At 49.4% G+C, this 24561-nt stretch carries 18 protein-coding genes; 7 read left to right on the top strand and 11 right to left on the bottom strand.

Translation table 11 applies throughout. The annotated features are described in order from the left end of the window. Positions 1-21 precede the first annotated feature (21 nt). Positions 22-4254 (bottom strand): EAL domain-containing protein, encoded by a 4233-nt coding sequence (locus tag KIU71_RS07260; RefSeq protein WP_214130522.1) that lies wholly within the window; start codon positions 4252-4254, stop codon positions 22-24. A gap of 360 nt (positions 4255-4614) precedes the next feature. Between KIU71_RS07260 and KIU71_RS07255 the strand changes: the two genes are divergently transcribed. From KIU71_RS07255 to ilvA, 3 genes are read left to right on the top strand one after another with little or no spacing between them, the layout of a single operon-like run. Further along, positions 4615-5547 (top strand): branched-chain amino acid transaminase, encoded by a 933-nt coding sequence (locus KIU71_RS07255; protein ID WP_214130521.1) that lies wholly within the window; start codon positions 4615-4617, stop codon positions 5545-5547. Between the two features lie 14 nt (positions 5548-5561). Beyond that, positions 5562-7409, top strand: coding sequence for a dihydroxy-acid dehydratase (ilvD, locus tag KIU71_RS07250; protein ID WP_214130520.1), 1848 nt, complete (start codon positions 5562-5564; stop codon positions 7407-7409). Positions 7410-7412: 3 nt separating this feature from the next. Continuing rightward, positions 7413-8969 carry a threonine ammonia-lyase, biosynthetic gene (gene ilvA, locus KIU71_RS07245; RefSeq protein WP_214130519.1) on the top strand — a complete coding sequence of 519 codons (1557 nt, stop codon included), beginning with the start codon at positions 7413-7415 and terminating at the stop codon, positions 8967-8969. A 16-nt stretch (positions 8970-8985) separates the two neighbouring features. On the opposite strand, the gene plsB is transcribed toward ilvA, so the two are convergent. After that, positions 8986-11433: a glycerol-3-phosphate 1-O-acyltransferase PlsB gene (gene plsB / locus KIU71_RS07240; RefSeq protein ID WP_214130518.1), complete on the bottom strand. Its 2448-nt coding sequence runs from the start codon at positions 11431-11433 to the stop codon at positions 8986-8988. 156 nt (positions 11434-11589) lie between these two features. Between plsB and KIU71_RS07235 the strand changes: the two genes are divergently transcribed. Next, the gene (locus KIU71_RS07235) at positions 11590-12564 is read left to right on the top strand and encodes a threonine dehydratase (RefSeq protein WP_214130517.1); all 975 of its coding nucleotides are present in this window, start codon (positions 11590-11592) and stop codon (positions 12562-12564) included. 4 nt (positions 12565-12568) lie between these two features. Here the strand turns inward: KIU71_RS07235 and KIU71_RS07230 are convergent, their stop codons facing one another. Genes KIU71_RS07230 through KIU71_RS07220 form a run of 3 tightly spaced genes read right to left on the bottom strand, consistent with a single transcriptional unit; the run spans position 12569 to position 14291 of the window. Further along, on the bottom strand, positions 12569-13048 hold the full coding sequence (locus KIU71_RS07230; protein ID WP_315853261.1) for a GNAT family N-acetyltransferase: 480 nt from the start codon (positions 13046-13048) through the stop codon (positions 12569-12571). Between the two features lie 15 nt (positions 13049-13063). After that, positions 13064-13285 carry a SlyX family protein gene (locus tag KIU71_RS07225; RefSeq protein ID WP_214130516.1) on the bottom strand — a complete coding sequence of 74 codons (222 nt, stop codon included), beginning with the start codon at positions 13283-13285 and terminating at the stop codon, positions 13064-13066. After that, entirely contained in the window at positions 13275-14291 is a 1017-nt protein-coding gene (locus KIU71_RS07220) for a WD40 repeat domain-containing protein (protein ID WP_390881826.1), read from the bottom strand. Before KIU71_RS07220 ends, KIU71_RS07225 begins: the two co-directional genes overlap by 11 nt. Before the next feature lie 144 nt (positions 14292-14435). Between KIU71_RS07220 and KIU71_RS07215 the strand changes: the two genes are divergently transcribed. Beyond that, positions 14436-15206, top strand: a complete 771-nt coding sequence (locus KIU71_RS07215) for an FKBP-type peptidyl-prolyl cis-trans isomerase (RefSeq protein ID WP_214130515.1) — start codon at positions 14436-14438, stop codon at positions 15204-15206. A gap of 73 nt (positions 15207-15279) precedes the next feature. On the opposite strand, the gene KIU71_RS07210 is transcribed toward KIU71_RS07215, so the two are convergent. The 4 genes from KIU71_RS07210 to coxB form a co-directional block, all read right to left on the bottom strand. After that, entirely contained in the window at positions 15280-15531 is a 252-nt protein-coding gene (locus KIU71_RS07210; protein WP_214130514.1) for a hypothetical protein, read from the bottom strand. A 254-nt stretch (positions 15532-15785) separates the two neighbouring features. Next, positions 15786-16592: a cytochrome c oxidase assembly protein gene (locus KIU71_RS07205; protein WP_214130513.1), complete on the bottom strand. Its 807-nt coding sequence runs from the start codon at positions 16590-16592 to the stop codon at positions 15786-15788. A 338-nt stretch (positions 16593-16930) separates the two neighbouring features. Beyond that, on the bottom strand, positions 16931-19429 hold the full coding sequence (gene ctaD, locus KIU71_RS07200) for a cytochrome c oxidase subunit I (protein ID WP_315853259.1): 2499 nt from the start codon (positions 19427-19429) through the stop codon (positions 16931-16933). Beyond that, on the bottom strand, positions 19426-20139 hold the full coding sequence (gene coxB, locus KIU71_RS07195; protein WP_214130512.1) for a cytochrome c oxidase subunit II: 714 nt from the start codon (positions 20137-20139) through the stop codon (positions 19426-19428). The genes ctaD and coxB overlap by 4 nt, the downstream gene beginning before the upstream one ends. Positions 20140-20173: 34 nt before the next feature. On the opposite strand from coxB, the gene KIU71_RS07190 reads away from it, so the two are divergent. After that, positions 20174-20659, top strand: a complete 486-nt coding sequence (locus tag KIU71_RS07190; RefSeq protein WP_214130511.1) for a DUF2231 domain-containing protein — start codon at positions 20174-20176, stop codon at positions 20657-20659. On the opposite strand, the gene KIU71_RS07185 is transcribed toward KIU71_RS07190, so the two are convergent. After that, complete coding sequence (locus tag KIU71_RS07185; protein WP_214130510.1) at positions 20656-21102, bottom strand: CopD family protein; 447 nt, start codon at positions 21100-21102, stop codon at positions 20656-20658. The two genes, KIU71_RS07190 and KIU71_RS07185, sit on opposite strands and share 4 nt — an antisense overlap. Before the next feature lie 206 nt (positions 21103-21308). Continuing rightward, positions 21309-21782: a transcription elongation factor GreB gene (gene greB / locus KIU71_RS07180; protein WP_214130509.1), complete on the bottom strand. Its 474-nt coding sequence runs from the start codon at positions 21780-21782 to the stop codon at positions 21309-21311. Between the two features lie 438 nt (positions 21783-22220). Between greB and KIU71_RS07175 the strand changes: the two genes are divergently transcribed. After that, positions 22221-24560, top strand: coding sequence for a Tex family protein (locus KIU71_RS07175; protein WP_214130508.1), 2340 nt, complete (start codon positions 22221-22223; stop codon positions 24558-24560). Position 24561 lies beyond the last annotated feature (1 nt).

Genomic DNA, 24561 nt, shown 5'->3' with positions numbered 1-24561 from the left:
GGCTAGCGTGGATCGTGCAGGTTATGTACTCGTCTGGTGGCCAGTTTGAGTGCTCCAGTCAACACTGCTTAGAATCTTCGCGGCATCGGCGTCAACTGGCTTGGAATAGAAATAACCTTGAAGTTTTGTGCAACCATTAGCGTGTAGGAATTCAACTTGCTGCTGTGTTTCGACGCCTTCGGCAATACAGTCTAGGCCGAGGTTCCGTGCCATGCCGATGGTGGTCTTGATCAGGTTGTCACCGTGCGTCTGGCCGATGCCGTCACAGAAACTTTTATCAATTTTCAGTACGTCGAGAGGGAATAACTGCAGATAGCTTAGCGACGAATAGCCAGTGCCAAAATCATCCAGTGCGAGTAGGAAACCAGCCTGTTTGATGGTTTCAAACTGGATTAAGGCGGTCTCTTTATCTTCCATGAGAATGCCCTCGGTGACTTCGAAGCGAAGTGCGCTAAGCGGTAGATTAAAACGATCCAGCAGTTGCGTTAAGTACTGCGTGTCAAACGTTGAGGTGAAATGCAACGCGGAAAGATTAACGGAAAGATAGCCCCTGTAACCCTGCGCGTACCAATCGGCGAGATCGGCAACGGCCGTGCTTAACGACTGCTTTGTTACGTCCAGGATCAAACGCATTTCTTCAAGTACCGGGATAAACTCTGCCGGCGATATGGGTCGTTCATCAAGATTGCATCGCAATAGCAGTTCCATACCGACCGTACGCTGCGTATTCAGATCAACAATAGGTTGATAGACATTATAGAAATGCTGGCCTTGATAGGCATGCTTAACGAGGTTTTCCAGAGACAGGCGGTATTGCGCGCGAATATTCATCGAATCAGTAAAAAAGGCAAACCGATTGACGGGATCACGTTTGGCGCTGTACATGGCGACATCAGAGAAACGCAACAACTCTGCCGTATCCTCACTGTCATCAGGATAAACGGCAACACCGACGCTGCACGACACTCTTAGTACCTCATCACGCACTTGAATGGGCTTTTCAATTCGCTCAATGAGTTGATCTATCAATCGGCTGATATCGTCAACTTGCTTGGTGGCCTCTAAGATCATGACGAATTCGTCACCACCAATGCGTGCGACGGTATCATCCGAGCGGGCCAATGCCTGCATTCGTTTAGCGACCACTCGCAACAATTGATCGCCGTAGTCATGACCTAAGCTGTCATTGATCCCTTTGAATCGGTCTAAATCAACAAACAGAACCGCAACTTTGTGCCCATTTCGTGCAGCGCTGGCAACGGCATGTTGCAGACGATCAATCATGAGAGTGCGATTAACCAGCCCCGTCAAATGGTCAACCGTTGCCATCTTACGCAGCTTTCGTTCGGCTCGCTTCTGCTCACTAATATCTGAGATAACCATGAGGTAGTGGCTGATCGTGTTGGCATCACCTTTCCGTGCAACGGCCGTAAAGTTAATCAAAATATCGTGAGACCGGCCATCAGCGATTTTGACACTGGTTTCTTTACGCTTGAATTCATCAGGCGACAAACTCAGTAAAATTTCCTGCGTACGCGCCATCAAATCAGCATAGCGTTGATTGAACTGCGCATACTGATCAGTAACAGAGTCATGTGGCTTGAGCCCGAACGCACGTGAGAAAGCTTCATTGGTTGCAATGGGGTGTCGATTTTCATCAAAAATAATGACCCAATCACGGGTTTGTTGAAAGGCGTTACCGAATAGCTGGACCTGCTGGCGCGACTGATCCAGCGTCAGGATTTGGTTCCGGCGCACATATATCAGGGTGGCAATCAGGCCTGTGAATAAGCACACATACAACGTTTTTGCTTGCCATGTCAGCCACGGTGAGGGAGCAACACGAATGAATAACCTAGCGACGTCAGACGCGTTCGGGTCAAAGTCATGCGGTTCAACTTCAAATCGATAGTGGCCTGGCTCCAGCAGCGGAATGGAGAGGCTTGCGTCATGGGCGATGCCTTCACTGATCAGGCGCTGCTGTTGATATAGCCGATATCGGTATTTAATAAATTGTGTTTGATCAAAACGTAGGTTCGAAAACGACACTGTCAGGCCATTATCGTTATGGTTCAAATCAATCGTACTGTCGTTCAACGTGGTGTTAGAAAAAGCCAAATCTCGCGTGGCGAGAGCGATGTCAGTAATCGCCATGCCCGGCTGAGTAAAAGTACCTTTGAAAGGATTGCTCGCAAGTACCTCAGGTGCTTGTTGCAAATCAGCGGGGTCAAAAACAACGATACCGTTTGGCGAGCCAAACACTAACTCCCCGTTCTGGCGTTTGATATTGGCACCTTCGTTAAATTCCGAGACGGAAATTTCCTGCCCATAACGAAAGTGCTCGATATAATTTCTGTCAGCGTTGACTCGATGCAGCCCTGAGTGAGAACTAAACCACAAACTGTTGCTGGCATCGATCATCAGGGAGTAAAGGCTATCCAGCCCGCGAAAATACTTTCTATCAATAAAAAACTTTGGCGTGTGAGAGTCTGCATCGATACCAAACACTCCGTACCCGGTATACGCAATCCACAATACATTGTCTTTATCCACAGCAATACTGTTGGGGTAGGCGGTTTTCGTCGGGGCTTCGGGTGGAAGTTCATGTACTGTTCGTACTTGGCCATTGTGGGATAGGCTCATCAGTTTGCCCGTGACAGAAAGCCAAATCTGGTCAGGCAACTGGGGGATAGCATTGATAAACCCATACATGGTGTGGGCGCTAACCGTCTCAGTGATGTCGGTTTGCGTGACGGTTTTTTCATCGGGGTCATAGCGAAACGCGTGACTGTCTTGGATAAACCAAATGGCATCATCTTTAGCCTGCGCGGCGCCCCAGACAAAGCCCTCTACGATGGCGTGCTCTGCCTCACTCTGCGTTTCCACGATTTGCCGCGTATTTGAATGGGTGTCAAATTCATACAGCCCAAACCCGGATTGAATAACCAGCGTGCTATCGTCGACCACAAACAGGTTTTCTATCACCGCATCGCTATAGGCTTCATACTTTTTTTTCTGAAAGAAATGCTCTGATGTGGATAAGTCAGCAGATAATCGTGTCAGACCATTGGCAGTGCCAACCCACAGCTGTTGTTTTGGATCTTCAACAATCGACCAAACATTATTGTCGCTCAATGGGGATGCAAGGCGGTTTGTTTGTCGATTTCTTACTTCATTGAACTTTAAACTATCGGTTGCCCAATAAAGCGCACCACCGAAATTAGTACCCAGCCACACATTGTTTTGTGCATCTACTGCGATATCGAGGATATCTTTGCGTGCTAGTGGGTCATAGCCTTTTGTGGGTTGCAGTATCAGTTGCGTAGAGGTCACTTGCGTGGTTTGCGGCTCCACCATCATCGCTATTAATCCACTGTCGGTACCCAGCCAGAATTGTGAAGGGCCATACTCAGTCATTTTCCAGATGTTGTGCTCAGGAAGCGCTAGCTCAAAGGTGATTTTTGACTGTGCATCGTCCAATTGGTTTCGGAACTGAGTAACGTCGAGAACAAACAACCCACGAACCGTACCAATCCACAATCGCTGCATTGAATCGATCAATAGATACTTTGCATTAAGCGAATCCATGTGATCCTGACCACTGGGTAAAAAGTCAATCAAGCGTATATCACCGAAAGTGTACCCAGCGTAGATGCCGTCGGTTGTTGCAATTATCACTGTGTCGTCGAGCAGCAGTGCGTCGCGCACGAATGAGCCGGCTTCGACCGCATCGGAGGGCAAACTGAAAAGCTTCTCTATTGTCTGGCTAGTCACATCATAGCGAACGACCTGCTGTTCCAGCGCGATGAGTACGCGATCATGATCCGCTTGTGAGAATTGGGTCGCTGACTGGATTAAATCAGGAGCATCGACATACGGGGCAGCAAGAACCTGAGTCAGTTGTTGCGACTCAGGTCTCAGACGGTAAACGCCCGAACCGAAAGCGCTGATCCAAATACCGCCCATGCTGTCTTCAAATAATGCAGTGATTGACGCGTCGCGCAGCTCGTCATTCGGTCCGTATATTCGCTTTACATGGTGTCCATCCCAGCGATCAAGCCCATTATCGGTGCCAATATAAAGAAAACCTCGGCTATCCAACAGCAAGGCTTCTGCGGTGTCCTGCGCGAGTCCGTTAGCGGTAGACAATGAAAAGAAACGGGGCTGTTCGAGGAGCGCATCTGCCGCACTGGAATGCACGCACGCGCTCACCATCCATAGCGATGTGAGAAGCAAGCTGACAACAACCTTCATGATGCATTCCGAGGATAAAAAACGCCGCAAAGTTTAGCAAAGGCCAGCAGATAACCAAAGCCAAACCCGGTCGAATACTAAAAAATTAAATCAAAAATTCAGGAAAGGGTTGCTTAATTAAACATTGCACGGTAGCTTTACATCATCGTTTGCCATGACGATACCAATCTCCAGAGCCTAAAGCGTAGTTCGCGACGCTTCAATAAGGCTGAAGTCTTCAGTGTCTCGATTGCGTGACACACCCTTTCTATTTGTTCTGCGGTTTTCACCTCGATTTGCGTTGGGTGCGATGACGGTTGCATGTATTATCGACTGTGTTTTTTTACCCTACACACAACAAGGTTTGTTAAGGACACTGAAATGGCAAAGCAACCCGCAGAATTTATTTGGTTTAATGGCGAAATCATGCCGTGGAAAAGCGCCACCGTGCATGTCATGACGCACGCAATCCACTACGGTTCTTCCGTGTTTGAAGGCGTAAGAGCTTACAACACGCCCGATAGAGGAACCTGCGTTTTCAGGCTGCATGATCACAATCGGCGTTTGTTTGACTCAGCGAAAATCTACCGTATGACGATTCCCTACACCCTCGATCAGGTGAATCAGGCCACCAAAGATATTATCGCCAAGAACCAACTTAAATCAGCCTACATTCGCCCAATCGCCTATTACGGTGATATTGGTATGGGCTTGCAGGTTCCTTTTGGACAAGAGTCAGAGTTAGCCATCGCTGCATTCGAGTGGGGGGCTTACCTTGGTGAAGAAGCGCTGAAAAATGGTGTTGATGCGGGTATCTCAAGTTGGAACCGCCTTGCCGCGAATACCATGCCGACAGGCGCTAAAGCCGGCGGTAACTACCTATCATCACAACTCATTTCGATGGAAGCTCGTCGTCACGGTTATGGCGAAGGCATTGCGTTGGATGTCAATGGCTATATCAGCGAAGGTGCGGGTGAAAACATTTTTGTGATCCGCAACGGCGTTGTGTCAACCACACCCAAAACCGCAGCTATTTTGCCGGGGATCACCCGTGACACGGTGATCACACTACTTCAAGATATGGGATACACCGTGCGAGAGGAGAATATTCCGCGTGAGGCGATGTATCTAGCCGACGAAATCCTCATGTGCGGCACGGCGGCAGAAGTGACGCCGGTGCGCAGCGTTGATGGGATCAAAGTGGGTAACGGCGGGCGCGGGCCGATCACAGAAAAAGTACAAGCAGCATTCTTCGGGCTGTTCAACGGCGAAACCGAAGACAAATGGAACTGGTTAACGCCAGTGTACGAATAATTTAGGAGGGCAACATGCCTAAGCTTCGATCAGCGACAACAACCCAAGGCCGAAACATGGCCGGAGCTCGCGCTTTGTGGCGCGCCACCGGAATGAAAGACACGGATTTCGGTAAACCGATCGTTGCCGTCGCCAACTCGTTTACTCAATTTGTGCCGGGTCACGTACATTTGAAGGACATGGGACAATTGGTGGCGCGAAGCGTCGAAGCTGCGGGTGGTGTTGCCAAGGAATTTAACACAATTGCTGTGGACGATGGCATCGCCATGGGACATAGCGGCATGCTCTACAGCTTACCCTCGCGTGAGATTATTGCGGATTCTGTGGAGTACATGGCGAATGCACATTGCGCAGATGCGCTAGTGTGCATTTCGAACTGCGACAAGATAACGCCGGGAATGCTCATGGCGGCAATGCGCCTGAATATTCCCGTCGTTTTTGTGTCCGGTGGACCGATGGAGGCGGGTAAAACCAAATTGTCTGATCAGATTATCAAGCTTGATCTGGTAGACGCGATGGTGGCTGCCGCAGACGACAAGGTCAGCGATGCAGACAGCGAGTCGATTGAGCGTTCCGCGTGCCCCACCTGTGGTTCATGTTCGGGTATGTTCACCGCAAACTCAATGAACTGTTTAACCGAAGCGCTGGGGCTGTCATTACCTGGTAATGGTTCAATGTTGGCTACTCACGCCGACAGGGAAGGATTATTTCAACAAGCCGGTGAACTGGTTGTCGAGCTGTGCAAACGTTGGTACCAGGATAACGATACAACGGCTTTGCCGCGCAGCATCGCTAATTTCTCTGCGTTTGAAAATGCAATGAGTTTGGATATCGCCATGGGCGGTTCAACCAATACGATACTGCACCTGCTGGCGGCTGCTATTGAAGGAGAGGTTCCTTTTAGCATGAGCGATATTGACCGCTTATCGCGCAGCGTGCCGCATTTGTGCAAGGTGGCTCCTGCCACGCCACAATACCATATGGAAGATGTGCATCGAGCTGGTGGAGTCATGGGTATTTTAGAGCAACTTCATCAGGCAGAATTACTACACGGTGATTGCCATCACGTGTTAGGCAAGCCGATGTCGGAGGTCATTCGCGATTGGTCAATTACTGCCGGTAGTAACTCGACGGCTGAGCAGTTTTATCGGGCAGGACCAGCCGGTATTCGTACCACTAAGGCGTTCAGTCAGGACTGTCGCTACCCCGACGCGGATAAAGATCGCAGTGCTGGCTGTATTCGAGACGTTCAACACGCCTATAGTCAAGAGGGCGGACTGGCAGTGCTGTATGGCAATTTGGCTGAGAATGGTTGTATTGTAAAAACGGCCGGCGTGGATGAATCCATCTGGACGTTTACAGGAAAAGCCAAAGTTTATGAGAGTCAGGACGAAGCTGTGGAAGCTATTCTGAATAACGACGTTGTCGCCGGCGATGTCGTCGTGATCCGCTACGAAGGCCCCAAGGGTGGGCCCGGTATGCAAGAGATGCTTTACCCTACCTCCTACTTAAAATCGAAAGGTCTCGGCAAAGCGTGTGCGCTGATCACTGATGGGCGTTTTTCAGGCGGCACCTCAGGTTTATCCATCGGCCATTGTTCACCAGAAGCTGCCAGCGGCGGCGGTCTGGCGCTGGTTGAAGATGGCGATGAGATTGTCATAGATATTCCCCAGCGCACTATTAACGTCACGCTAACGGATGCAGATATGGCGGCCCGTCGCGAGCACATGCAGCAGCGCGCCAATCCGTGGAAGCCAGTGTCGCGAGTTCGACCGGTCTCGCTGTCATTGAAAACCTTTGCATTACTCGCTACCAGTGCCGATAAGGGTGCGGTGCGTGATGCGTCAAAATTGGAAGATTAGATAGTGGAAACGCCATCACATCCGCTAGATGATGCAAGCGCAATCGAATATCTCAAAAAGATTTTGTTGGCACCGGTTTATGATGTTGCCGTTAACAGTGAGCTTACGCTGATGGGGCGTTTATCACTTGAACTGGGCAACAGTGTTTTTCTTAAACGAGAAGACCAGCAGCCGGTAAAATCGTTTAAATTACGCGGCGCCTACAATTGTATTAGTCAACTTAGCGAAGCGAAGCTCGCCAGTGGTATCGTTACCGCATCAGCCGGTAATCACGCTCAAGGCGTGGCATTCTCGGCCAATCGTCGCGGGGTTAAAGCAACAATTGTGATGCCGGAAACCACACCAGATATAAAAATTGATGCGGTTAAGCGTTTTGGTGGCAGTGCAGTAGAGGTGGTGCTGCATGGCACCAGTTTTGATCAGGCAAATGGCTATGCTCGGGCACTGAGTGAAAGTCACGGTATGACGTTTATTCCGCCGTTTGACAATGCTGATGTCATCGCTGGGCAGGGCACCATCGCGCGGGAGTTATTAGAGCAAAACCCCAACATTCAGCGCTTATTTATTGCCGTGGGCGGGGGCGGATTAGCCGCCGGCATAGCGGTATTTTTAAAACAACTTCGCCCCGATATTCAACTCATTGCCGTTGAGGCCGAAGAAAGCGCGTGCTTAACGGCGGCTCAGAAAGCGGGTCATCCTGTCACCTTACCTAGCGTTGGCATTTTTGCCGACGGGGTGGCTGTAAAAACAATCGGCGATGAACCGTTCAAATTGCTCAATCAATACATTGACGATGTTATGACAGTCAGCAATGATGAAATTTGCGCGGCGATCAAAGACATATTTGATGACACGCGCGTGATTGCGGAACCAGCAGGGGCGCTGTCAATTGCGGCGATTCGAAAGTACGTGGCGCTACACGGTATAAAAGATGAGATCCTTGGCGGCATTTTGTGTGGTGCCAATACCAATTTTCATACACTGCGTTATGTGTCGGAACGGTGTGAACTGGGCGAACAAAAAGAGGCTGTATTTGCGGTAAAACTGCCTGAGCGGGCAGGCGCATTTAAGCATTTTTGTGAGGCGATCGGGAGCCGCGCCGTCACAGAGTTCAACTATCGTTTTTCGGCCACCACAGAAGCGCACGTTTTTGTAGGAATTAAACTAAAACGCGGGCGAGCTGAGTTTGCAGCCTTATTGACTGAGCTACAGCAACGGGATTACCAGTGCTTTGATTTATCCGACAACGAATTAGCCAAGCTGCATGTGCGCCATATGGTGGGTGGAAGACCATCGACACCACTTAACGAACATTTGTTTTCGTTTTATTTCCCTGAATATCCCGGTGCCTTATTGACCTTTCTCAACACCTTGGGTGAGAAATGGAACATTACCCTGTTTCACTATCGGAACCATGGCGCAGCAGACGGCTTGGTGTTGTGTGGCTTTGATATTCCCAATGAGAGCCGGGCAGACTTTGACACACATCTGGCGGCATTGGGCTATCGGTACGAAGAGCAAACCGATAACCCAGCGTACCGTTTCTTTTTGGCACACTAAAGTACCTGAATTCAGGTCAAAGTGATTTAAGTTGCGCGAGATGCTGGGTTATTTCTGGCCACACCAACTGATTAATCTGGTGTTGTAGCGCGCGGCTGTTGTCAGAATGACGCAGCGTTCCTTCGTCAGTAGACTCGACTAACGATTGTTCACGTAAGGTGGTCACCAGCGCGGCAAACACATTTTTGTCGTAAAACTCTGGCGAGCTCATGCCGTACAACGTCGACAGATGTTCCGCCATTTGGCGAGACTGTTTTTCCAGCTCGCCGCGGTTTATGGTTTGCGCAAGCTCTAGTACACGAAGCACCACGGCGTACCGCTGCACCGTTTCCTGCATCGCGCGACTCAATAACCAACCGGCGTGGAAGGCCTGACTGTCAGCGCTTGGCGGAGTCAGCAAGTGTTTCTCTGCGAGCAGTAGTTTTTGCTCGCAAAGTTGGTCAATCAGACGCTCACAATAAGCCAGCGCATTTTCTTTTGACATGTAAATAAATAACTCGCGCTGCAAAAACGGATACAGCTCTCCGACCAGATTGAGAACCGCAGAACGTTCAACACTGCGATGCGCGAAAACAATCGTCATGATGAGACCTGGCAGCGCAAATAAGTGCAAAATATTGTTTCGGTAGTAGGTCATGATCACCGCTTTGTTTGGCATCGGCGATATCAGTTTGCCCAAGCTGTCGTTACTTACCTTCAAACGTTTAAGTTTGAGTATACTGTCGAGCAAGTTTGCCGCTGAGCCGTCAGCCATTGTGGCATCTGCGCTATAAGGGCAGACTTTGAGCAGGTTTAAATAGTTCTCCATGGCACCGATTAACTCAGCTTCGGTCATGGTTTTTGTTTTCGACGAGAGCAGGCACAAACTGGTGAGTGCCATGCCATTAATTGCAGCCGCTTTATTGATTCGAACCATGACCGTATTGGCCAATTGATTCACTGCAGGTGTCAACCACGAAGGTTTTTTATCCGGCCCAATCGCCTGACTTTCACGCCAGTTCGGTACGTTATCGTCCAGAAATTGATTGAGCTGCAGTGGCTCGCCAAAGTTTACATAACCGTGGCCATAATTTTTTAGCTTGCGTACGGCAGACAGGATTTGCATCGGCGATTCTTTCTTTTTTCCTGAACCACTGAGTTCTTTTAAGTAGCTATTCACTTCCATCACATGCTCGTAGCCGATATATACCGGTACGATGCTCACTGGGCGTTTAATGCCTTTCAGCATGGCCTGCAGGGTCATAGCCAGCATGCCAGTTTTCGGTGGGATTAATCGGCCCGTTCGGCTACGCCCGCCTTCGGGATAATATTTAACTGAATAACCCTTGTTGAACAGCAGCTCAAGATATTCACGAAACACCGCGGTATACAATTTATTCCCGGCAAAACTGCGACGTAAGAAAAACGCGCCGGCTCGGCGAAAAATTTTTCCAACAGGCCAGAAGTTCAGATTGATACCTGCCGCAATATGCGGTGTCACCATGCCTTCGTGGTAAATCACGTAAGTCAGTAGAAGATAATCCATATGACTTCGGTGACAGGGAACGTAAATAATTTCGTGACCGTTTTGAGCCAGTTCACGAATGCGCTTCGCATGACTGACGCTAATGCCATTGTAGATTTTGTTCCAAATCCGGGTAAGCACTCGGTCGCCAATGCGGATTAAGCCTTCGCGATAATCACCGGCAATTTCATCTATATAGGTTTGCGCGCGCTGTCTGGCTTCGTCCATCGACAGGTTTTTGCTCCGGGCTTCTTCCTGTACCGCGCTTTTCACACTCTCAGCACCCAAAACAGCATTGTTCAGCTCGCTTCGCTCGAGCAACGTGGGGCCCGTCATCGACTGACGTTTTCGATGAAAATGCGTATTCGCCACGCGGACAAGTTTTTGCGCGATGAGATGATCGTCACCTTGCTGCTTGTTTGCCATGGATCGCGTCGACACAGCTTTAGAAAAGCTCACAAAGTTATCTCTACCCAGAAACAACACAATAAAAAATTTGCGTAGCCAACTAGGTGACGCTTTGTCTGCGATCAAATCGGCCCAGCCTGGTGAACCTTTGCCAGGTGCTCGCCCCCATGTGACAAACACCGGTACCACCTGTAAGTCGAGTTGCGGATGCTCTCGATGAAGGTGGAACATCTCCGTGAACACATTCAGGATCTCGGTTTGTTTTGGTTGCCGTTTAAAAACCGGTTGAGGCCGCCGTAAGAATACGCTCGAAGGCAATGTGGCACCGGCTTGTTGAATATCATCAATGGGGCTGGGTAACCCGCGTTGTTTGCACGCAAAGGATAGCGCTAACTGGTCGGTGACCGAATCAGTTTGAAGCAGGTAGATGATGGGCTTGTTACGATCAATACCCAGTTCGGATTCCACATCCTGTGGAATGCTCTTAGCGCGAACCAACAGTCTAACAGGCCAATAAAAAGTGGATAAAAGGCTACGGCGAAGCCACGACATTGCATACTCTTCCGAAAATTTGAACCGCTCAATGCTAGCATGGTTGAGGCCATTTTGCTGTACCCAAACTTTCTGTCATGGCGGATTATGCAAAAACCTGTAATGTAGAGGGCCAGTGATGCGATTGGGTTTAGTGTTGGTATACAGGAGGTGCGCGTGTTTAGTCTGGCAGAGTTAGAAGCAGCAAAAAAGCAGGTTTATGGAGTTCAACCTCCAACCCCTCAATACCAATGGCCCTTATTGTCTGCAGTTGTCGGGACTGAGTTGTGGGTGAAACACGAAAACCATACCGCAACAGGGGCATTTAAAATACGTGGTGGCATCACGTTTATGCATTGGCTGCGCAGCAACCATCCTAATGTCAAAGGCATCGTAACGGCAACGCGAGGGAATCACGGCCAAAGTCAGGCGCGTGCGGCAAAAGCGTTGGGCTTATCTGCGACGATTGTTGTGCCGCACGGAAATTCATCAGAGAAAAATCAGGCAATGCAGGCGTTTGGTGCAACGGTTGTTGTTCATGGCAACGACTTTGATGCAGCACGACTGAGAGCAAAACACATCGCTGAAACGCAAGGCCTATTTCTCGTGCCTCCGTTTCATGCTGAAATCGTCAAGGGCGTGGCGAGCTACGCCTTGGAACTGTTCGACTCAGTAGATGCTATTGATACTGTTTACGTGCCAATCGGTTGTGGTTCAGGCATTTGCGGTTTAATTGCCGCACGCGATGCGCTGGGTCTCGATACGCAAATCGTCGGCGTGGTTTCAACGGCAGCTAATGCGGCAAAACGTTCATTTGAATCCGGCGTCATCACAGAAACAGGCAGTGCCAATACCTTTGCTGATGGCATGGCGGTACGTGCGCCCATTGCTGAGTCTTTTGCGATGTACCGGGCTGGCGCTGCCCGGATTGTGGAGGTGAGCGACGATGAAGTGGCTAACGCTATTCGAGCGTATTTTCGCTGCACACATAATGTGGCTGAGGGCGCGGGTGCAGCCGCTTTAGCTGCCGCTATTCAAGAGAAAGAACAGCTCTCGGGCAAACGCGTTGCAGTGATACTGTGCGGCGGAAACATCGATACGTCAGTGTTTGCTGAGGTATTAAGCGGTATTACGCCCAAGGTGACCGTGTGAGTCATCAACGCGTAAGGCGCATCGCGACGTCGCAGCGCTCATAGCTCTGACCATAACGCTGCATGATGAAAGGGTCGTGTTCGAAACCGTGTTTTAGGTATAAATGAATGGCTGACTCACAGCGTTTGTTGGTTAACAGAAACACCGCAGGAAGCTGCATACGCTTTATTTCAGCCAACACGAATTTCAACAGTGTTTCACCAATTTTGGCTCCCCGGGCAGAAGAAGAAACACCCATCTTGGTCAGTTCGTAGCTACCGTCGTTCTTTTTCATTAACGCGCAGGTCCCGCATATACCAAACGAAGGATGTCGGGCAAACCAAATATACCCACCGGGTTGTATAATCGACGCTTGTGGTTCACAGATAACGCGCTCGTCAACAGGTTCAAGCACGAACATGTGTTCAATCCATTCACGGTTTATCTGTTCAAAGTAATGCGCTAAGTCGGCGCTGAACGGTAAAATTTCAATTGCATTGAGCACGCTAGATTGCCCTAATTAGTAATGCGGCGGTGGTGCTTCTTCTGAAGCCGTCGCGATATTTGATGTTTGCAGGCTTTTCACCTTGTCCGTCAGCATTTTAGTGATTCTTTGCAGCTGAGATATCTGGTTCTGTTGGTCACTCAATGCCAGATTAAGGCTATCAATGGTGTGCTCCTGAAATGCGAGTTTGTTTTGCAGTTCATCAATTTGTGTTTGCAATGGATCATTATTCGACATCTGCTATTTCCCAAAATTCTGCGCGGCCGCTACTGCTTTCACTGACGACCTGTGTGCTATTATAAAATCCCACTGCATTCACTACAGCCGTGCGCAGCGCTGTTGTCTCACTCGGCGTCACTCGCCATTCTGCCAGCTCTTTGCCGCTGTTAACATCCCACAAGTTGATGCGTCGAGTCGGCGAGCCGGTCAATAACCAGCGGCCATCCTCGGAGAACACCGCATCGGTGAAAATTTGTTGACGAACAAAGATATCCAGTTGGCTGATGAGTTCGCCAGTTTGTACATTCCAAATATTCGCATTGTTAGTGCTATCTGCAGTAAAAGCGAACCTGCCCTGATCATCAATGGCTACCTTGGTGACCCGCTGCGGGTGAGTGAATGTGTGAATGATCTGCCCACTGTCAGTGTTCCATAAATAGGCAACATAATCGTTACTTCCGCTCAGCGCGAAACGACCGTTGGGGGAAAGGTCGATACTATTGATCTTTTCCTGATGCCCGAGAAACTCCAGACGTCGGCCTGACTCGGGCTCGAAAATCATAATTTTACCGTTACTTCGCCCCACTAAAATCGCGGTGCCATTGTTACTGACTGCCACGTCACGTATATGGCTCTCGTCGATTCGCCAGAAGCCGGAAGGCTCTCCTGTGGTGGTATCCCACAAAGTGAATGTTTCTCTGTCGGCCGTAACCACGTGGCTATTGTCCGCCGATATGTGGATATGGGTGACTAAGTTTGCCGCCGTACCGGCAGCACTATCACCCTCTTCGGCCTGATAGTGCCACTCGTACTTCTGTGTTCGTTGAGTGAGATCCCACACCGTTACCCCCCGGGAAACGCTGGAAACAACAGCCAATGAGCCATCAAAAGAAATATCAGCGGCCAGCGCACCTTCCTCGGCATGCTGTTGAGTAAAAATCGGTTCAGAGGTGAAAGGGCTGCACGCTGAGAGCATCAGCAACGCACAGGTCATCGGAACACGTAGTCTGCGGTAACTCGTCATGATAATTCTGCCTCTACACTGAATAATCAGAGCTTGGGGTTTCGCTTTAGATGTGTAAAGACTACCATAGCACAGCAATCGGATATCACTCTGTCACAGGATTATATTCGCGCTACATTATAAAACTAAGGGAGACGCTTGAATATGAAATTATCACGGGTCGCAGTCGCGACAATCGCTTCTGCTTCGCTAGCTTTGGTTGCTTGTCAGCCGAAAACTGAATCTGTTGAGAAAGCACAGACGGAAAAGGCAGCAGAAGCGAAAGAGTTTAACACTGAAGCAGAGAAGCAGGCATATGCATTGGGCGCTAGCATGGGTCTTTATATCAATAATCGCAAAACAGAGTACGATAAATTTGCGATGGAATTGGATACCGAGGCGGCACTGCAGGGTTTCAAAGATGGCGTTGCCGACGAGGTGATATATGCACCTGAAGAGCTGCAAGCTATCGCACAAGCTGCTGATGCGTCATTCAGAGAGAAGCAGGCTGAGCAGGGCAATGCTCAGGCGGAACAGAATCTTGCCGAAGGTCAAGCTTATCTGGCTGAGAATGCACAAAAAGAAGGCGTCATGACCACAGAATCTGGGCTTCAATATGAAGTACTCGAAGAAGGTGATGGTCCTAAACCAAGCGCTGAAGACACTGTAAAAGTACATTATGAAGGCCGTTTGCTGGATGGTACCGTGTTTGATTCGTCTTACGCGCGTGATGAACCCGCAGTGTTTCCATTGTCACGTGTAATCGCAGGTTGGACAGAAGGCGTTCAATTGATGCAGGAAGGTGCAAAGTATCGTTTTCACATTAAGCCAGAATTGGCTTATGGAAATCGCGCTACAGGCAAGATAACCCGTAATTCAACACTGGTTTTTGATGTGGAATTGCTGGAAGTTGTTAGCGATAACGCCAGCGAGTAATGCAGTAATCATCAGGCTATACGAGCGCCGTTGAAGGTATCCCCTACCTTCAACGGCGCACGATGATGCTGAACTAGAGTGAACAGCGATTCATAACCACTCTGCCCAGCTTGTAACCTACAAGCCCTGCGCAAATCAGTAAAAAAGAATTTACCGAAAAACCATTTAAAACACCGTCAATAAGAACCGCTGCTGCGAGTAGACCGCTGGTTAAAAACACTAAGAAGCCAACTAATGACGCAATGGCGAGCCCTGTTGACTGAGGTCGCTTGCGTGAAATAAGCAGTCCATTCTGATGCTTGGGCTGTTCTTGCGTTGACTTCATGGCATCGATCCTCAAAAAAAAGCATGTAATAAGTAGTCACCAGCAACTACAAAAAGTTCAAAAAACAGGCACAGTTGTAAAAGCGCATTAACACTTTAGCAAAAAATATTTAGCAAATCATGTGCCATTCACGGCTTTTAATGGACTAATCATCTGAAATTGCTGGCGTTTTAGGCAGGCAGCCTTGATGTTGTTGAGTGTGGACAGCGCGTGTTGACGGGAACTTGGCGCGAAGCCAATGCCAGTCAGAAAATTTATTCTTGCGTATACGCGTTATCAAATTTCCTATACCACCTATTTGCTGCCCAGATAGCCGCCGTGATGTAGGGTATTCCTCCCAATACCCACATGATCAATCCTGCCAATTGCTGATCATTAAGACCGCGGGCTTCGCCGTATAAGGGGGAATCGGCAAACGTGAGTAAAGCGCCTAGAAAGCCCGTATGCATCAGCGTAAAAAGCAGCGCCAGCAAGGCGTAATGCGCTTTGCTCGAATACGTGTTTAAACAGGCCCACCAGAACCATATCGCGGTGATTAAAAAACACGCGTGCTCGAACACATGGATCCACGGATTTTCCACCGCCAACATGTAAAACGTAGGGATATGCCAAAACCATAAAATAGCGGCGTGTAAATAAGCGCAGAACATAGGGTATTGAGTGATTTTGAACGCCAATTTCCAGCATTGTTTACCGTAGCGACCCCATGAAGTGTAGTACTGCGCCAGGGGGCGGGCAAGGGCGAACGCTGGCGCAATGATCACCATCATGAACATATGTTGGGTCATGTGCGCAGCGGCGCTTTCCTCCGCCCACTGATCCAGCGGCCCGAGAACCGTCAACAAGGTGACTAAAACCGTTGCATGGAATAACCCGCGTCGCCACGGCGTCGCAGACGCGCGAGAACATCCCACTTCGTACATTACCCATAACAGGATAATAACCAGTGCTGTTATCCCAGCAGCAATGCGTTCCTGACCTGAGCTTGAGAAAGGGCTATGGGCGATAGCCTGACCTGACCACAGGGCGAGAGCCGGTAGCGCTAAGCGAACTACAGACATGGCACTACTGTCAGGGTAGCAAACCCGATAACGAGCGTGCTAAATGCGGCGAAAGCGTATACAGCGGTGGCAATCTGTATAATGAATCTTGACCCGGAAGTAGCGTTTGGGATTAACTTATACCCTTGAATTGCGCAGGCACAAAGCAAGATAACCACGCCCAGCGTCATTAAGATTAGACTGATGCTGATCCAATTTAACAGGCCTTGTTCGGGGTTGGGTGGGCTAACTTGACAGGCCACAGAGAGTCCGCCATAAACAACAACGAACCAAATCGCCCAAATTACGAGGCCTGCGACTAAATGCCATGGGTGACGGCTGATTAATGTCATTGTACGTTACCAAACTCGGGGCAAAATAAGAAAACAGGCAAAGCTTACCCAAAATATGCCCGCAGTAAATACCCAGAATGGGTTGAGCACTGCCGGTTCATAGGGAAGTGTCTGGCTGATAAACCCTTTTGCTGCCCTTACGATCTGCAACCCAGTCATAACTACGGCGATGCTACTATGAAATAGTAAAAACATGAGCATCACCAATAGCGCTGCATCGTGAGCGCTGGTGGTGATTGCTAAATCAGTCGTGGCTGTCAGGTAGATGAGCAGTAGCAGATGTGCCAGCCCGAAGGCGAATACTCTGCTTAACTGACTGACCAGCTTAGTTGCATTTCCGCTTCGTAAACGTTTCACAATTTGGCCATAAAGTACCACGGCGATCGTTAAAAACACGCCGCTCAACGCCATCACACTCAGCGAAACAGTCGCTACGTCGGGCACTTTGCTGTTGGGGGCTACCGTCCAAAGATAAAGCCAACCGAACACCAACGATAGATAGAGGGAGCCATCACTGAGCAAAGTGATCACCATGCCCCATAATCCCGGTCCGCTGAGGGTACGCGAATGCAGTTTAGGTTCTCTGCGCTGAAGTTCTTTATCTGATAACGGGGCCATCACGCGATGCGCTCCATTCACCCATGCCCAGCGGAATAGGCTTAACGCGGCCAGTGCAGTGACGCCCAGCGCGAGCAGATAAGCTCGCGACAGTAAACTGATGCACAGTAGCGCAAGAAACGACGCTGAAATTAGCGGTAGCCATGAATGACTTGGAATGTGGATCACTTCCATCAGCTTCCCTGTCACGGCATGTGTTCCATAGAGTTCGCGCCGCCCGTGGCTAATATCTTCCAAACCCTGACCATCATTTTCAACCTTAGGTTCCACTTTCGGGGTATCCCATAAGGGGTGGCGTGTTGTTACCGTTGGAATACGCAAAAAGTTATAAGACGTTGGCGGTGTGCCGGTGGCCCATTCGAGCGTATCGGCCTGCCAGGGATTGAAGGTGGCTTTCTGTCCATATCGGAAATGCAAAATCACATCCAGAAATAACATGCCAAAACCACTGGCCATAATGAAGCTGCCAAACGATGAGAGCATGTTCAGCCAATCCCAGCCGAGTTCTGGTTCATAGGTATACACGCGCCGCGGCATGCCTAGGAGTCCAGTTAAGTGCATCATCAAAAATGTGGCATTAAATCCAATAAAGATGAGCCAGAATGCCCAGCGCCCCATCTGCATGGTAGGCATTCGACCTGAAAGGTGGGGTAGCCAGTAGTAAAGCCCACCTATTAACGGAAACAACATGCCACCGATCAAAACGTAATGAAAATGTGCGACCACAAAATGGGTATCATGTACCTGCCAGTCAAAAGGCACTAACGCCAACATAACGCCAGTTAAGCCGCCACACACAAAAATGAATAAAAAGCCAAAAATCCATAGCATGGGTAATTCAAAGCGTACTCGCCCCGTCCACAATGTGGCAATCCACGCGAATACTTGAATGGCAGTAGGAATAGCCACTAGCATACTGGCGACAGAGAAAAACGCTTGCGCTAGTTGCGGAATGCCCACTGTGAACATGTGATGCACCCAAAGACCAAAACTGACAAATCCCATGGTAATAATGGCCAGAACGATCCAGCGATAGCCCACCAGTGGCCTGCCAGCAAAGACGGGGATAATGGTAGACACAATGCCCGCTGCCGGCAGGAAAATAATGTAGACCTCAGGGTGACCAAATAGCCAAAACAGGTGTTGCCACAGAATAGGATCACCACCGGCGTCCGGATTAAAGAAGGGCATTCCCGCGGCGCGTTCCAATTCCAGCAAAATACTGGCAAGGATGAGCGGTGGGAAACCAAACACAATCATTAATGCCATGGCCAATATGTACCAACAGAAAATGGGCATTTTGCTCAGTGACATGCCCGGCGCTCTGGTGCGCAAAATAGATACCGTTAACTCGACACCAGCCGACACTGCGGAGATTTCAACAAAGGTGATACCCAACAACCAGAAATCTGAGCCGGGGCCAGTCGAAAACTTTGCACTGGACAATGGCGTGTACATAAACCAGCCTGAGTCAGGCGCAATGCCCAGAAATAAACTGGTCATGATGATAATGCCGCCAAACAGGTAGCAATAGTATCCCAGAGCGCTCAAGCGCGGAAAAACCAAATCCCGCGTACCGATCATCTTAGGAATGAGGTACATGGCGGCGCCTTCCAGAATGGGAATGGCGAATAAGAACATCATTACCGTGCCGTGCATGGTAAACAGTTGGGCATACAGTTCAGGGGAAATAAGTTCTTGCTGAGGCAAGGCTAACTGGGAGCGGATAAGCATCGCCAGTACACCACCAATCACAAAGAATACAGCGCCTGTGATCATAAACCGGCGACTAATGGAAGTATGATTTACTGCCGCGAGTTGCCCCCAGCCCGGCAGGTTGTCCCATACTTTGGCAAACTGGGAGTGCAATGATAAGTCGTTGTTCACTGGTTTGCTTCTCCTGTCGAGCGTTGCTGTTGCGAGAGCCACGTAGCAAATTCGTTTTCTGGCAGAACGTGCACCACAAATTTCATTTTGGTGTGTGCTAAACCACAATATTCAGCGCATTGACCCGCATAAGAGCCTGGCTTATCACCGAATAAGCGCAACACATTGGTTCTGCCGGGGATCGCATCCATCTTGCCGCCAAGCCTAGGTACCCAAAAGCTGTGGATAACATCTTCGCTGGTAATTTCTATATTCACAGGCGTGCTGGCGGGCAGATAGATTTCATCCGTGAGTTGAATGTGGTGATCAGGATAGCTGACCTCCCAAAGCCACTGCTTCGCGTGGACATTGATGGTGATGGTTCGTTCGCTCGGCCAGGGCAGCATGTTGTGTCCCGCAGGTATGCCAAACACCAAAAGCACGCTAATGCACACGACCGGCAAGCCAATTCCACCCATCAGCACGAGTCGATTAGTGATACGTTTAACGTCGTATGGCGAGTAATCTTTGTGGGGTTTACGCATGGCATACCACCACAGAGCGCAAACGCCGATTAAAACCAGAGATCCAACCGAGAACATACCCCACCAGAGCCATCGCACCGCATTGGCGTTTGGGCCCGCAGGATCTAATATCGAGTAACCTCCGTTACAACCCGCTAACGATAATGCTATCGTTAGTATGAATAGTTTATCTAAGCGATTCAGCATACAAAGTGCCATTCGGTTGAAGGTGTAGAGTTTTATGTTGCGAGAAGAAAAAATTGACAGCCGCTCTCTGATAAAAGGGCACCCGTTGCACCCAGCTTTGATCCATTTCCCGATCGCGACCTTGTTGCTGTTGGTCGTAACGGATATCTGCTATGTGGTCACGGACGATTTTTTTTGGGCAAAAGCCGGCTTCTACCTGTCGACGACCGGGTTGTTGTTTGGTGTGCTGGGCAGTATTCCCGGTGCTATTGATGTTTTCTCGGTAAAACGCATCCGCAAAATTGTTTCCGCTTGGGCACACGGTTTGTTGGCAGTCATGACGCTGTCGTTGGCGACGCTGAACGTTATGTTGCGACTGGGGGATGACCCGTCCGCTCAGATACTGCCGTGGGGTCTGTATGTTAGTGTCCTGACGGGGGTGATGATCAACATCACGGGGTCGCTGGGTGCACAATTGGTTTATGAGTATGGTATCGGCGTTGATGTCGTGCAAAAAGATCAGCATTTGGTCGATCCTTAGAGCGTCCAAGGTAAAAACCCAGGCTCGGTAGGTTTCATGATGACAATACTGAGAATACCCACCATGCAAAGAGACAAGGCGATGAACAGCGCCCAGCTATAGCGCTGGAGATGATGAGTTCTGTCGCGTTCCATGCGCGTTATCAGTAATGCGAGACACGCGTGAAAAATCACTAAAAAGGTGACCAGTGTCAGCTTTGCGACGAGCCAAAAGCTTAAAATGTTACCCACTACAAACGTGAGGGTTCCCGCGATAATGGAGATAACTGCCGCTGGAGAAGCGATGTGAGTGAACACCAAACGAGCCACGGATCCCATGCCTGTCGGATGTTGCATAAACTGGGCTTCTTTTCTAACCTGCATCGCTATCAGCACAGGAATATATAGCGCTGATGCTATCCAAATAATCAGAAACGCAATATGCAACGACAGAAACCACAGCACGACTCACTCCTTTTATCGGCGCTCAATTAATAAAAATAGTTGATGTTGTAACACATCGATTGACGAACGCGCTTTGCCCAACATCAACGGGTGTACTTTAAAGCCTAACGAGTTAGACAGGAAAACGCTAATCTGCAGTGAACGAAACGCACATTTTCTTGTATTCCTAGGGTCTGCCCTAGCCAACGATCATCGACAAGCGAGTGTCATTTTACATACGATATATTGACAATCTGCCAACTAACCGTGCCGTTTGGCGTACGCACCTGCGCCTCATCATCGACCGTTTTCTTTAACAATGCTCTGGCCATGGGGGAATCGATCGAAATATAGTGCTTGCGCCGATAAATTTCTTCAGGGCCAACAATCCGAAACGTTAAGCGATCACCCTGTTCATTTTCGACCTCGACCCACGCGCCAAAGAACACTTTTCCTTCCTGCTGAGGGTGGTAATCAACAACTTTGATATCTTCCAGTGTTTTTCTTAAGAAACGTACGCGCCGGTCAATTTCTCTAAGCCTGCGCTTATTTTCTTTGTAATCCGCATTTTCTGAACGATCGCCCAAACTGGCTGCCCACGTCACTTTCTGGGTGATTTCGGGTCGCTCCTTGCGCCATAAGTCATCGAGTTCCTGCTTGAGCTGGGTATAACCTTCCGGGGTAATGAGTTTTGTTTTCAATATGATAGCACCTTGGCCTCTTTCACCATCCTATGACTGCCTATGACAGCGACTCGACGCAATAGCTCCATCGCCGCCGTCACGTTTCTGAGTTGGATCAGAGTTTATTCAGATCGCGTTATAGTATCAGTAGAAGCAAAAAACTAAATCAATTTACAGGGTACTGCTGCACATTCATTCAATCGTGCTCTCTGCCTGAATTTGGCGCAAACTCATGCTTGCCCATTGGCCGTATTGAGTCAGCGTTGAGTTTCCATTCGCACTGTTTACGTTCAAAGGAATGGACGTCAGTTTTTTGCGTGGTCATCAAATACAGGTGTGAAATGTGTTCGAACAGTCTCTCGCAGCCTAGGCGCGCTTGGTAAGCGTGATATACTTGCGCCAAACGCATTTCCAAATTGGAATTATTTTCGCGCTTCTGCGCTCACAGAGAGTTTTATGATCCAAAACCAAATAGCCGCTGAACTGAAAGTCAGTGAAGCACAAGTCAACTCTGCCATTGCGCTACTTGACAGTGGTGCAACAGTTCCCTTTATCGCGCGGTATCGTAAAGAAGCGACGCAAGGTTTAGATGATATTCAACTGCGTTTTCTAGAGCAACGTTTGGGTTATTTACGAGAACTGGAAGAGCGGCGCGCGGTTATTTTAAAATCGATCACCGAGCAGGAAAAGCTTACGTCCGAGCTCGCGGCGAAGATAAAGGCCGCGCCGAGCAAGACAGAATTGGAAGATCTCTATCTACCCTATAAACCCAAGCGGCGTACGAAGGGACAAATTGCTATCGAAGCGGGGCTTGAGCCGCTGGCTCAGCGATTGTTCGACGACTTGAGTGTGTCCCCTGAAGCCGCTGCTGAGGCTTTCGTTTCTGCTGAGAAAGGCGTAGTCGATGTTAAAGCCGCATTGGATGGCGCACGCTTTATTCTGATCGAACGCTGGGCAGAGGATGCCCAGCTTCTGGCCACGGTTAGACGCTATTTGCATGCGAACGCCTTTTTGCGTAGCAAAGTTGTTGCCGGTAAAGAAGCCGAAGGTGCAAAATACAAAGACTATTTTGATCATGCTGAAAAACTGTTAGATACCCCCTCACATCGTGCGTTAGCAATGTACCGAGGCCGCAACGAAGGCTTTTTGCAATTGTCGATGGATGCTGATCCTAATCAAGACGAGCCGCAAGCCCCCTCACATTGCGAGTCTATCATTGCGTCGCATATTGGCTTTCAGCCGCGTGGGCAAGCCGGTGATAGCTGGATGCAGCAAGTCATCCAGTGGGCATGGAAAATTAAGCTCCAGCTACACTTAGAGACAGAACTGTTTGGCACGTTGCGTGAGCAAGCTGAAACGGCCGCCATTGATGTATTTGCCAAAAACTTAGGCGATTTACTGATGGCTGCACCGGCAGGGGCGAAAGTGACGATGGGCATAGATCCCGGTCTTCGCACTGGCTGCAAAATAGCCGTGGTTGATGGTACTGGAAAGGTACTGCACACCACCACTATTTTCCCCCATGCGCCACAGAATCAATGGGATAAATCGCAGCGCACAATCACGACAGTGTGCCAGCAATTTAAAGTCGACATTATCAGTATTGGTAACGGTACTGGCTCACGAGAGACTGACAAGTTGGTTGCTGAAGCACTGGCATCGGTAGCGGGACTGAAGGTACAAAAAGTCATGGTCAGTGAAGCGGGCGCGTCGGTGTATTCCGCCTCTGAGTTAGCTTCAAACGAGTTGCCAGACTTGGACGTGTCGCTACGCGGTGCTGTGTCGATAGCACGGCGGTTACAAGATCCGCTGGCGGAGCTAGTCAAAATAGAACCGAAAGCTATCGGTGTCGGCCAGTATCAACATGATGTCAGTCAGAGCCAGCTAGGGCGCTCACTGGACAGCGTTATAGAAGATTGTGTAAACGCCGTAGGCGTTGATGTAAATACCGCCTCGCCAGCTCTGCTCAGCTACGTGTCGGGATTAAACAAGTCCTTGGCAAACAATATCGTGGCATTTCGTGATCAACACGGTCGCTTCAACGACCGTAAAGCATTACGAGACGTTGAAAGGCTCGGTCCAAAAGCGTATGAACAAGCGGCAGGGTTTTTACGTATCGTTGGTGGAAGTAATCCTCTGGATGCATCAGCTGTGCACCCGGAAGCTTACCCTGTGGTTGATAAAATATTATCCACGACACAGCAGCAGATCCCTCAGCTCATAGGCAATACCGCGGTGCTAACTCAGCTTGAACCACACCAGTTTACGGACGATAACTTCGGCCTTCCCACGGTGGTTGATATTCTCAGTGAATTGAAAAAGCCGGGCCGTGATCCGCGCCCAGAGTTCAAAACGGCGAGTTTCAAAGAAGGCATCACAACCTTAAACGACTTGAAAACTGGCATGGTACTCGAGGGCGTTGTGAGTAATGTGGCTAATTTTGGTGCATTCGTCGATGTGGGTGTGCATCAGGATGGTCTTGTGCATATCTCAGCGCTGACGAACAAATTCATCGCCGATCCTCGCGAAGTGGTCAAAGCAGGCGATATTGTTAAAGTCAAAGTGCTGGATGTGGACGTGGCGCGAAAGCGTATCGCTTTCACCATGCGATTGGATGATGAGACCAGTCCACAACAGCAGAAAAACGCCGGCGGAGATGCATCCAAGCGTAGTAAAGGCGGCAAGGGGAAAAGCCACGGAGCAGCGCCAAAACCAGCGCCAAAACCTAAGCCAATCAGCAATGCCGCTATGGGTAACGCGTTTGCAGATGCCTTTGCGAAGGCAAAAGAAAAATAGG

The organism is Alteromonas oceanisediminis, from assembly GCF_018474025.1.
Taxonomy (GTDB): Bacteria; Pseudomonadota; Gammaproteobacteria; order Enterobacterales; family Alteromonadaceae; genus Alteromonas_E; species Alteromonas_E oceanisediminis.
This window is presented reverse-complemented; position numbering and strand designations above follow the sequence as displayed.